This window comes from Mesorhizobium sp. M0563, from assembly GCF_040321065.1.
Classification (GTDB): domain Bacteria; phylum Pseudomonadota; class Alphaproteobacteria; order Rhizobiales; family Rhizobiaceae; genus Mesorhizobium.
The window spans coordinates 100,893-112,263 of sequence record NZ_JAMYQV010000019.1 but is presented as its reverse complement, the minus strand read 5'-3'; the positions used below and the strand labels follow the sequence as shown (position 1 = coordinate 112,263).

12 protein-coding genes are annotated in these 11,371 nt (G+C 62.6%); 8 read left to right on the top strand and 4 right to left on the bottom strand.

Features of this window, described 5'->3' with window-relative positions; genetic code table 11:
• Positions 1-73: 73 nt before the first annotated feature.
• The gene (locus NKI50_RS22835; protein ID WP_023719776.1) at positions 74-247 is read right to left on the bottom strand and encodes a hypothetical protein; all 174 of its coding nucleotides are present in this window, start codon (positions 245-247) and stop codon (positions 74-76) included.
• Positions 248-379: 132 nt separating this feature from the next.
• Between NKI50_RS22835 and NKI50_RS22830 the strand changes: the two genes are divergently transcribed.
• The 8 genes from NKI50_RS22830 (at position 380) to NKI50_RS22795 (ending at position 9,569) form a co-directional block, all read left to right on the top strand.
• A complete protein-coding gene (locus NKI50_RS22830; protein WP_023719775.1) occupies positions 380-559 on the top strand; it encodes a membrane lipoprotein lipid attachment site-containing protein in 180 nt (59 codons plus the stop codon).
• Positions 560-1,013: 454 nt separating this feature from the next.
• Positions 1,014-2,891 (top strand): ABC-F family ATP-binding cassette domain-containing protein, encoded by a 1,878-nt coding sequence (locus NKI50_RS22825; RefSeq protein WP_352717615.1) that lies wholly within the window; start codon positions 1,014-1,016, stop codon positions 2,889-2,891.
• A gap of 4 nt (positions 2,892-2,895) precedes the next feature.
• Positions 2,896-3,093, top strand: coding sequence for a hypothetical protein (locus NKI50_RS22820; RefSeq protein ID WP_023719772.1), 198 nt, complete (start codon positions 2,896-2,898; stop codon positions 3,091-3,093).
• A 42-nt stretch (positions 3,094-3,135) separates the two neighbouring features.
• Entirely contained in the window at positions 3,136-5,244 is a 2,109-nt protein-coding gene (locus tag NKI50_RS22815; RefSeq protein ID WP_023719771.1) for a molybdopterin-containing oxidoreductase family protein, read from the top strand.
• A gap of 57 nt (positions 5,245-5,301) precedes the next feature.
• Positions 5,302-6,000, top strand: a complete 699-nt coding sequence (locus NKI50_RS22810) for a DUF2270 domain-containing protein (RefSeq protein ID WP_023719770.1) — start codon at positions 5,302-5,304, stop codon at positions 5,998-6,000.
• Between the two features lie 185 nt (positions 6,001-6,185).
• Entirely contained in the window at positions 6,186-8,408 is a 2,223-nt protein-coding gene (locus tag NKI50_RS22805; RefSeq protein WP_502900376.1) for a cation:proton antiporter domain-containing protein, read from the top strand.
• Between the two features lie 378 nt (positions 8,409-8,786).
• The gene (locus NKI50_RS22800) at positions 8,787-9,020 is read left to right on the top strand and encodes a DUF680 domain-containing protein (protein ID WP_352717612.1); all 234 of its coding nucleotides are present in this window, start codon (positions 8,787-8,789) and stop codon (positions 9,018-9,020) included.
• A gap of 276 nt (positions 9,021-9,296) precedes the next feature.
• On the top strand, positions 9,297-9,569 hold the full coding sequence (locus NKI50_RS22795; RefSeq protein WP_023719767.1) for a DUF680 domain-containing protein: 273 nt from the start codon (positions 9,297-9,299) through the stop codon (positions 9,567-9,569).
• A 114-nt stretch (positions 9,570-9,683) separates the two neighbouring features.
• On the opposite strand, the gene NKI50_RS22790 is transcribed toward NKI50_RS22795, so the two are convergent.
• The 3 genes from NKI50_RS22790 to NKI50_RS22780 form a co-directional block, all read right to left on the bottom strand.
• Entirely contained in the window at positions 9,684-10,199 is a 516-nt protein-coding gene (locus tag NKI50_RS22790; RefSeq protein WP_023719766.1) for a SixA phosphatase family protein, read from the bottom strand.
• A 114-nt stretch (positions 10,200-10,313) separates the two neighbouring features.
• Positions 10,314-10,517: a hypothetical protein gene (locus NKI50_RS22785; protein ID WP_352548774.1), complete on the bottom strand. Its 204-nt coding sequence runs from the start codon at positions 10,515-10,517 to the stop codon at positions 10,314-10,316.
• A gap of 48 nt (positions 10,518-10,565) precedes the next feature.
• Positions 10,566-11,267 carry a class I SAM-dependent methyltransferase gene (locus tag NKI50_RS22780; protein WP_352717610.1) on the bottom strand — a complete coding sequence of 234 codons (702 nt, stop codon included), beginning with the start codon at positions 11,265-11,267 and terminating at the stop codon, positions 10,566-10,568.
• Between the last annotated feature and the right edge of the window lie 104 nt (positions 11,268-11,371).

The following is an 11,371-nucleotide window of genomic DNA, read 5'->3' as shown; positions in this document are numbered from 1 at the left end:
GCTTTGTTCGCAACGGTTTGCGGAGCCGGAATGGGGCTCGTGAACGAAGAAGCCTTGCGGGCAGGCCCGTTGACTAACGCCCGGGCTCGACGCCCATCCTTGCCGATTGCCGCCGCAGCGCCTCGCGATCGTCTTCTGGTGGCGGCAGCAGCAGCGGATCGAAATCGTCGGGCACCTCGTCGATCACTTTCTTGGCGACGCGATAGGCAACATAGACGATTGCCCCGGCGATAAGCAGACGGATCATGGCTTCCTCCATTGATTCTGGAGCAACCGGAGACGCGGCATTTTGTTCCCCGACTGCTCGGCGAATGCGGGAACGACACCGATCGCGCAACCAAATCGCCGACGCCTCGTTGTCGGGCGAGAGGAGACTGCGATGAAAAAGCGCTCAATCCTGCTGCTTGTGGCAGCGCTGACCGTTGCGGGTTGCGACAACAACATCCAGCCGACCAAGGCCCCTGGCGATACGGTCGAGCAGAATCCGCAGGTCGACAAGAATCCGGTGCCGAAGTCGACGACCGGCGGCGATCAGCCCGGCACGCCGCCGAAACAATGACCGCTTCAAATGGCGTCGGCGCCGGTCAAAAAAGGGTGGCCGGCGCCGCTTGGGAGGAAGCTGATGACGCCGGCCAGGCGGAGATCAGGCCCGCCGCACATCCAAGAATAGCCGAGTCTTTCCGCAGCGTCATGGTCCGATAGCGTACAAACGGCACGCCCTGTGGACAAACCTGCCGCCACGCCGGCGTTTGTTCATCACATGGTTTGTCTATCCCATGGAACAAACCCGGCTGCTGCGTGTTTGGGTGTCGATCGGACGCTCCCAAGGCCGCCGTTCACGAAAGAACCCGCTTTCCTTGTCCCCCCTCAGGATAGCGGGTTCTTTTTGCGTTTTGCGGGAAGTCGCGGTGCGCGGGGGTCGACGTCACCTGCTTGCCGGTTTTCGCGCCTTATGCGGCGAACCGGGGCTCAAGCCCTTGCGAAGCATGGTTGTCCCGTGCAAAAGCGCGGCCATGCTGATCATCAACGACCTTTCGCTCCGCATGGCCGGACGCCTGCTTCTCGACCATGCCTCGCTGACCTTGCCGGCCGGCAGCAAGGCTGGCCTTGTCGGCCGCAACGGCACCGGCAAGACGACCTTGTTCAAGGCGATCACCGGCGACCTCGCCTCCGAGACCGGCTCGATCAGTCTGCCCAAGAACACACGCATCGGCCAGGTCGCTCAGGAAGCGCCGGGCACCGAGGAGCCGCTGATCGAGATCGTGCTCAAGGCCGACCTTGAACGGAGTGCGCTGCTCGAAGAGGAAAAGACGGCGACCGATCCGCACCGCATCGCCGATATCCATATGCGGCTGGCCGATATCGATGCGCACTCGGCCGAGTCACGCGCCGCCACCATTCTCGCCGGCCTCGGCTTCGACGACGCCGCACAACGGCGCCCGGCCTCGTCCTTCTCCGGCGGCTGGCGCATGCGCGTCGCGCTGGCCGCGGTGCTGTTTGCCGAGCCCGATCTGCTGCTGCTCGACGAGCCGACCAATTATCTTGATCTCGAAGGCACGCTGTGGCTGGAAAACTACGTGTCGAAATACCCGCACACTGTGCTGCTGATTTCGCACGACCGCGACCTGCTCAACCGAGCCGTCAATTCGATCGTCCATCTCGACCAGAAGAAGATGACGTTCTGGCGCGGCGGCTACGATCAGTTCGAGCGCCAATATACCGAGCAGCGCGAATTGCAGGAGAAGGGCCGCGTGAAGCAGGAAGCCGCGCGCAAGCACATGGAATCCTTCGTCGAGCGCTTCCGCGCCAAGGCGTCGAAGGCGAGGCAGGCGCAGTCGCGCATCAAGGCGCTGGAGAAGATGAAGCCGATCGCCGCGATTGTGAACGACACGGTTCGGCCGTTCTCCTTTCCGGAGCCGGTGAAGACGGTGGCCTCGCCGATCATCGCGCTGAACAACGTCAATGTCGGCTATACCGAGGGTGCGCCGATCCTGAAGAAGATGACGCTGCGCGTCGATGCCGACGACCGCATCGCGCTGCTCGGCGCCAACGGCAACGGCAAGTCGACCTTCGCCAAGCTGTTGGCCGGCCGGCTGAAGCCGGAGACCGGCGGCATGACCGTGGCGCCCGGGCTGAAGGTGGCAATCTTCGCCCAGCACCAGCTCGACGACCTCAGGCCCGACGAAAACGCCTATGAGCATGTCCGCCGGCTGATGCCGGACGCGCCGGAATCCAAGGTGCGCGGCCGCGTCGCGCAGTTCGGCCTGACCACCGAAAAGATGAACACCGCCGCCAAAGACCTGTCCGGCGGCGAAAAGGCGCGGCTCCTGATGGGCCTGTCGGCCTTCGAGGGGCCGAACCTGTTCATCCTCGACGAGCCGACCAACCATCTCGACATCGACAGCCGTGAATCGCTGATCCATGCGCTGAACGATTTTCCCGGCGCCGTCATCCTGATCTCGCACGACCGCCATCTGCTCGAGGCGACCGCCGACCGGCTGTGGCTGGTCAAGGAGGGCGCGGTTAACCCGTATGACGGCGACCTCGAGGACTACAAGACGCTGGTCACCGGCGTCTCCGGCGACCGCCGCGGCAAGCGCGAGGCGGACAAAGCCTCGAAGGCCGACCGCCGCCGCGATGCAGCCGCGCGCCGCGCCGCTTTCGAGCCGCTGGCCAAGGAAATCCGCGCCACCGAAGCGCTGATGGACCGCCTCCGCAAGCGCATCGACCTGATCGAGGACGAACTCGCCAATCCGGCCGTCTACGAAAAGGACCCCTCGACCGCGACAAGGCTGGCCAAGGAACGCTCACAACTCGCGCAACAGCTGGCCGGCCACGAGGAGAAATGGCTGTCGATGTCGGCGGAGTACGAGGAAGGCACGGCGGAGTAGGACGATGTCGGCAAAACTGTGGATCGAAGCTGCCAAGGTTTTGGCCGTCAATTCCGGAGCTGTCGTAAAATGTCCTGAGTGTGGAGACGGCAATCTGCTGGTCATCGACGCCGGAGCCGGATCATCGCATGTCGAGCGCCACATACATTGCCCGAAATGCGGTGCCTACAACGCCTTGTTCAAGCGCATTGATGGCGTGTAACTGGCCCTACACGCCGCTATCACAACCGGCTAGTTTGCTCCCATGAATCAGCACGCCAAGCTCAAAATCGGCCATTCGGCCTGTCCGCATGATTGTCCCTCAACCTGCGCGCTCGAGGTCGAGTTGCTTGACGCCAGGCGTATCGGCCGCGTCCATGGCGCCAAGGCCAACAGCTACACGGCCGGCGTCATCTGCGCCAAGGTCGCCCGCTACGCCGACCGCGTCCATCATCCCGACCGCCTGCTGAAACCGCTGGTCCGGGCGGGCGCCAAGGGCGAGGGCGCCTGGAAGGAAGCGAGCTGGGAGGCCGCACTCGACCTTGTCGCCGAAAAGTTCATCGCGGCGGAGGCAAAATTCGGCTCGGAGACGGTCTGGCCCTATTACTATGCCGGCACGATGGGTCTGGTGCAGCGCGACGGCATCGAGCGGCTCAGGCATGCCAAGAAATACTCCGGCTTCTTCAGTTCGATCTGCACCAATCTGGCCTGGACCGGCTGGATGATGGGGGCAGGCGCACTGCGCGGCCCCGATCCGCGCGAGATGGCGAAGTCCGATTGCGTGGTGATCTGGGGCACCAACGCCGTGGTCACGCAGGTCAACGTCATGACCCACGCCATCAAGGCGCGCAAGGAACGCGGCGCCAAGATCGTCGTCATCGATGTTTACGAGAACGCGACGATGAAGCAGGCCGATCTCGGCCTGGTGCTGAAGCCCGGCACCGACGGCGCGCTGGCCTGCGCGGTGATGCACGTGCTGTTCCGTGACGGCATGGCCGACCGCGCTTATTTGGAAAAATACACCGACGACCCGCATGGTCTGGAAGCGCATCTTCAAACGAGGACGCCGCAATGGGCCGCTGATATCACCGGGCTTTCTGTCGACGAAATCGAGACCTTCGCCCGTCTCGTCGGCACGACGAACAAGACCTACTTCCGCCTCGGCTACGGGTTTTCGCGCCAGCGCAACGGTTCGGTCAACATGCACGCCGCAGCCTCGATCGCCGCGGTCACCGGCTGCTGGCAATATGAAGGCGGCGGCGCCTTCCATACCAATTCGGGCATCTTCAAGCTCAATCAGGAACTGCTCGAAGGCACGCGGATGCGCGACCCCGCGATCCGTCATCTCGACCATTCGCGCATCGGCCCGGTGCTGACCGGGGCTGAGGATGCGCTCTATGGGGGCCCGCCGGTGACGGCGCTGCTGATCCAGAACACCAATCCGGTCAATGTCGCGCCGGAGCAGCGGCTGGTGAAGCAGGGTTTTTTGCGCGACGATCTGTTCTCCTGCGTGCACGAGCAGTTCATGACCGACACCGCCAAGCTCGCCGATGTGGTGCTGCCGGCGACGATGTTTCTTGAGCATGACGACGTCTACAAGGGCGGCGGCAACCAGCACATCACGCTCGGGCCGAAGCTGATCGACCCGCCGGAAGGTCCGCGCACCAACCATTTCGTCATCGAGGAACTCGGCAAAAGACTCGGTGTCGCCGATCGCCCGGGCTTCGGCATGACCGAGCAGCAGCATATCGACGTCATTCTGGGCAAGCGCGGGCTGGGCAGCTTTTCGAGCCTGAAAGAGCAGAAATGGGTCGATTTGCAGCCGGATTTCGATGCCGCGCATTACCTCGACGGCTTCGGCCATGCCGACAAGAAGTTTCATTTTCGCGCCGACTGGACGGGCCAGGCGTCGCCCAATCGGCCACCGAAAAGCATGGGCCTGTTCGGGCCGGTGGCGAGCCTGCCGGAATTCCCCGACCATGTCGATCTGATCGAGGTGGCGGACGAGGCGCACCCGTTCCGGCTGACCACCTCGCCGGCGCGCAATTTCCTCAATTCGACCTTCACCGAAACGCCGGTGTCGCAGGCAAAAGAGCGCCGGCCGGAGCTGCTCTTGCATCCCGATGATGCGGCGGCACTCGGCGTCGCCGACGGCGGCCGCATCGAAGTCGGCAACCAGCGTGGCGAAGTGGTGCTGCACGCAAAACTGTTCGACGGCATCAAGCGCGGCGTGGTCATCGCCGAAGGCATCTGGCCGAACAGCGCCCATGAGCGCGGCGAGGGCATCAACGTGCTGACTGGCGCCGATGCGCCGGCGCCCTATGGCGGCGCCGCCTTCCACGACAACAAGGTCTGGCTGCGCCCGGCAACTTGAAGCGTTCGGAACGATATGTTCCTCCGGCCGTTTCGCATGGCGGGTGGAGGCATGGTCATGGCAGAAGCGTTGGCGGCGCCGGACCCCATCGGGCGAACGCTTTCGTCCGGCGAACTCGTAACCACGATGTCCCACTTCCATCGCGCCGAGATTGCGCGCATGGCTGGGTGGCGCGACCGCCTGGACCGGACGAGCAATTGGGCGATAACGGTTGTCGCGGCGATGCTGTCCGTCTCGCTTTCGACAGCCAGCGCTCACCATGGCGTGCTGCTGTTTGCCATGCTGCTTGTTCTGCTGCTGCTGTGGATCGAGGCGCGGCGATACCGCTTCTTCGACTTCTATCGGGCTCGCGTGCGCCAGTTCGAACGGCACTATTTCGCACAGGTATTCTCGCCGCAGCCGGATTTCGCGTCCGATTGGCTGTTGATCGTCGGCGAGAGCCTGCGCGCACCAAAATTCCTGATTTCGCAACGCGTGGCTTTGGCGCGCCGTCTGCGTCGGAATTACATCTACATGCTGCTGATCCTGCTGCTGGCCTGGATCCTCAAACTGTCGACCCCCAGCCTCTTAAACGAAGGCGTCCGCATCGGCTTCGTCGGGTCGATGCGTGAGGCCGTCGCCAGTGCTGCGCTGGGTCCAGTTCCTGGTGGCGCCATCGTCGTGCTGGTCGCCGTCCTCTATGCCGGCCTGCTGATGGCAGCCTACCTGACGGAGAGCGACGACGGCGAACTCTCCTTCGGTGACGTCCACGTCTAGCAATGCCCTGTCTAGCAACGCAACGGCCTGTCGCGCGTTGTGGGGCAGGTGCATTGGGCGATGGGGGTTTCATGGCTTGGCAGGCTCCGACACGTTCCAGCCTGGCGCTGTTGGTTTGTGCATTCGTCCCCGCAGGAGCGGCCCGGGCGGCGGAGACGCTTGTTGCCGGAACCAAGGCTTCGGGAATGGGCGGTTCGGGCGAAGGCGCTTTCGTTGCCGAGATCGTCCTGCTGCTGCTTGTCGGGCGCGGCCTGGGCGAAGTGCTGCAGCGCTATGGCCAGCCGGCAATCATGGGCCAACTGATCGGCGGCATCCTGCTCGGTCCTTCGCTGTTCGGCTGGCTATGGCCATCGGCTCAGCACCTGATCTTTCCCAGCGATCCTGCGCAAAAGGGCATGATCGACGCCGTCTCACAGCTCGGCATCCTGATGCTGCTTTTGCTGACCGGCATGGAGACGGACCTGCGGCTGGTGCGCCGGGTTGGCGCGGCCTGTTTTTCCATTTCGGCGACCGGCGTCGTGGTGCCCTTCATCTGCGGTTTCGCGCTGGCGCAGTTCCTGCCGGACGCATTGCTGTCTGACGCCACGCAACGCACCGTCGCCGGGCTGTTCCTGGGCACCGCGCTGTCGATCTCGTCGGTCAAGATCGTCGCCATGGTGGTGCGCGAGATGAACTTCATGCGCCGCAACCTCGGACAGGTGATTATTTCCTCGGCGATCATCGAGGACACGATCGGCTGGCTTATCATCGCCGTAACCTTCGGCATCGCCACCAATGGCAGGCTGCAGTTCGCGCCGCTGGTGACCACCATCGCCGCGGTGGCACTGTTCATGGTGTTCTCCTTCACCATTGGCCGCCGTCTTGTCTTCACCTTGATCCGCTGGACCAACGATCAATTCCACAGCGAGTTCGCTGTGATCACCATGATCCTCATCATCATGGGCGTGATGGCGCTGATCACCAATATGATAGGCGTGCATACGGTGCTGGGTGCGTTCGTCGCCGGTATCCTTGTCGGGGAATCGCCCATCCTCTCCAGCCATATCGAAGGCCAGCTGCGCGGCGTCATCACCGCGCTGTTCATGCCGATCTTCTTCGGCATGGCGGGGCTTTCCGCCGATCTCACAGTGCTTGCCGATCCGACGCTTGCCATGCTGACGGGCGCTCTGGTGGTTATCGCCAGCATCGGCAAGTTTGGCGGCGCGTTCATCGGCGCTAGGCTCGCCGCCATGTCGTTCAAGGGAGCAATCGCCGTGGGCAGCGCCATGAACGCGCGCGGCTCGACCGAGGTGATCGTCGCCAGCATCGGCCTGTCGATGAACATCCTGTCGCACAATCTCTTCACCATGATCGTCACCATGGCCGTGATCACCACGCTGGCCATGCCGCCGATGCTGCGCTGGGCGCTCGGCCGGCTGCCGGTTGGGCACGACGAGCAGCAGCGTGTCGAGCGCGAGGCGTTGGACGAATACGGCTTCATTTCCAGGCTGGAGCGGCTGCTGGTGCTGGTCGACGACAGCAGGATTGGCAAGTTCACTGCCCATCTCGCCGGACTGGTCGGCGGAGGCAGCGGCATGCCCACTACCTTGCTTCGCCTGCCCACCACCTTGCTTCAGCCGAAAGACGGCCGAATTGACAGGCCGAGCGACAGCAAGGGACAGGAGCGCGCCCTGCAGGAAATCAAGAAGGGTGCAAAGAAAAGCGCCCAGGCGGTAAAACGGATCGAAGATACGCTTGTCGGCAAAGTCCACCTGACGGCCCGCACCGAGTTGGAAGCCACCGGTGAGACGATCGCCGAAGAGGCCCGCAAGGGATACGGCCTGTTGCTGGTCGGCCTTGACAATGTGCTGACCGCCGATGGCGCCTTCGCGCCGGCCCTCAACGACATTGCCGCAGGATTTGACGGCCCGCTTTGCCTGGTCCTGAACGGCGGCAATGCTGCCGAAAAGATGCCAACGCTGAAGGCCGGCACCAGCATTCTCGTCCCCGTCAACGGTACCCAGGTGGCGCGCCGCGCCGCCGACTTGGCGCTGGCGCTGGCCCGTCCAAACCGGGCGCGGATCAAGGTTCTCTACGTCTCGCAAAAAGCAGCCAAGGGGCGCAGGTCGACATCCGTGTCGCATAGCCGCGAAGAGGCCATGCTGAAAGACATCGCCGACTTGGCGGGCCGCTACGGCCTGCATATCGACACCGCGTTCCATACCCGCGTCACACCCGACAAGGCGATCACTAGGGAGGCGGCCAAAGGCGCGGCGATCGTCGTGATGGGTGTCACCCAACGTCCGGGTGAGGACCTGTTCTTCGGCGAAACCGCCGGCGCTGTTTTAGCCGCCTGCAACTGCCCCGTCGTGCTTCTGGCCAGCGCGCGGCCCAAGCATGACACCGCTGGCGCTGAGCTGGCAGCGTGATTTTTACTGGGCATTGATCGGTCGGCAGGCATGTCGATCGAGGCTCTGAAGCGCTGATCCAGCCAAACGTAAAATAGTTCGAACCGAACGGTTCGGTTCTGTTGACAGAGGATACAGGAATGGGTGAACGCCGGCTCACAGAATGTTCGTGCTGAAAATCACCAATAACCGCATAACCAATTGAAAAGAAATAAGAACATTGTGGCGAAAGGAGCCGCATGTCGAATTTCAAGCGGCCAATTTGGCGCACCCGTACAAAATTTTTGTGATTGGAAACGACAAGCTTGCGGACCCATCTCGGGGCGGTCCGAGCGACGCGAATTCTTCCCAAGGCACGCCACTTGACGGACAGACCAAAGAACTACCGGAGTACCTGAAATGACCAAGATCGCTCTTACCGCCGCCGCCATCCTCGTTGCCACCGGCACCGCTTTTGCGGGCAGCGACCATTATGGCTCGGACAACGTCAACCAGCCGGCCGCTCCTGCTGCCAACGTTGACAACACGTTCACCGGCTCGATCCGCCAGCCGGTTACTTCCGAGCATACCGGTGCCAAGACGACTTCCGAGTCGGTGGCGCCTGAATCCGGCCCAGGCATCTGGGGCCGCTGATTATCACAGCCCCGGAACACAAAGAGCGGCGGGCTCGGCCCGCTACTCTTGCTTTCGCGTATCAGCCGGGACGAGCGCTGGATCGAATCCTGCGCCAATCGAATACTTTGAATTGCAGGTTTCATCTGTAGCCACAATCTCGGTTGCTGAAATCGTCCAGCAACGTGCACGTCGGAAAAAGCCGATGCGTATTCGTCGGCGCGGGCAGCGCTCTCATCTCGAATGCGTCGAAAGCAACGACAACTCACGAATGACCAGCACACTGGAGTACCCGAAATGACCAAGATTGCTCTTACCATCGCCGCTATCGTCCTCACCGCCACGGGCAGCGCCTTTGCCGGCAGCGACCACTATGGTTCGGACGGTGCCAACCAGCCGGCCGCGCCTGTTGGCAATGCGCCTGTCGGCGCTATCGACAGCGGGTTTACCGGTTCCATCCGCAAGCCGCTGGCGGCTGAGCACAACGCCGTCGACACCGGGGCGACGACCCGATTCGGCACGGATCAGCCCGTAGTGCCCCAATCTGGCCGGGGCAACTGGGGCCGCTAGTTCCTCAAACCCCGGGAGCACAAAGAACGGCGGGCTTGGCCCGCCGCTCTTGTTTGTGCGAAGCTCGGTCGGTCGAGGGATCGGCGGTTTTTCCCCCGGCCTGTTGGTAAATCCCTAACGCAGATCCTTCGGCCAAATGCAGTGCGTCAGTCGGGCGCTGCCGAAGGTGAGACCGGCCCAATCGCCATCGACGTCGAACCGAGCCAGGGCCGCGGTCGGGAATTTTTCCGCCAGCTTTTTCAGCGCCGCTTCATCCGATCCAGCCCCGGCAAGCCCGCGCGCGAACTCCTCCAACCCGGGATTGTGGCCAAGCACCAGCAGCGTTCCGGTCTCCGCCTTTACTTGCCGCACCTTGGCGAGGATGTCCGCCGCCGCTGCCTCGTAGAGCGCCTGGGCAAATTTGGCCTGCACCTTCGCCGGCAATTCCGCCGAAACCAGCCGCCATGTGTCGCGGGTGCGCAGCGCCGGCGACACCAGCGCCAGCTCCGGCAGCCAGCCGCGCCGGGTCAGTTCGCGCCCGACCAGCGGCGCTGCTTTCCGCCCGCGCCCGGACAGCGGCCGGTCGAAATCGATGAGGCCAGGATCGTCCCAGCTCGACTTAGCGTGACGCAGGAGCAGCAATTGCATCATGGTTTCAAAATAAGGCCGAAACATCGCGTGCGCCATGCACGACGCGGACAATCTCGACGCATTGTTCGGCCAGTCAATAAAGCACGAGATAATTTGCCGTCAACGATCCGGATGTCAGCCATTCCGCTGGTTTTTGATGGCGTTGCCGAACCTGCTGCGGGCTTTTTTTTTTATATCCTCGATGTCGAACGGGGCGGACGGACCACTCTCCAGCCCCTCCGCCCAGGCTTTCCGTAATCGCTCCGCTTCGGCTATGCGCAAGGGCTGGCCAAGCCCGCATTCGGGTAGCACCTCGCTGACTTTTTCGACGGTCGCCATCAAGCTGTCTCCTATGACTTACCTGTGCTGTCGGCGACGTCGCATCGTCTATGAGCTGCCCTTCCGGGCGCGCACGAAAATGAACGCCGGGAGGCGGCAAAGTCGATCATATCCCTTTGGGTCCTTCAGTCTCAGTTCCTCACTTGGCGTCGGCTCGCACATCCGCTCAATGACAAATCCAGCATCCGCAAGAGGCTCAGTCAGATCGCGTAGCGGCCTTCGATAGTAGCGCATTTTCTGCCCGAGCCATCCCCATTCCTCCTCGATCAGTTCGGCATTCAAATATCCAGGATCGAGAATGCTGACTTGATCGTGAACTGGGTGATGCGTCGAAAATACCAGCGTGCCAGTTGGTCGAAGCAGCCGCGCATATTCAGAAAAAACGGCTGGTAGGTCCGCTAGGTAATGGAGGACGAGCGAAGATAGCACGAGGTCAAAAGTCTCGTCGCCGAGGATACCTTGCAGATTGCTCACGTCGCCCTGGATCACGCGGGCGCGACCTGCGACGCGCTTTTGCGCGAGAGCAACCATTGCGGCGCTACGGTCGACAGCAACCACGCGAGCACCGTGGCACATCAGCCAATCGGCGTACCAGCCGTGACCGCAACCGGCATCAAGAACATCGATATTGTCGACCGGTGGCAGGAGATGCAAGGTCGTCGGGCGCTCGTAGAGAGCATTCCAGGGCCGCTCATCGATCATCGCCGAGTAACGCCCGGCGATGGTGTCATAGTCTGTCGTTTCGGGCACGGACGTCATACCTCGTTATACCCGAAATCAATATCACTGGCGTCTGCCTTTGGCACATCGCGTCCTTGCGCTGTGCTGCCGAAAATCTGGCCGCTATCGAGACA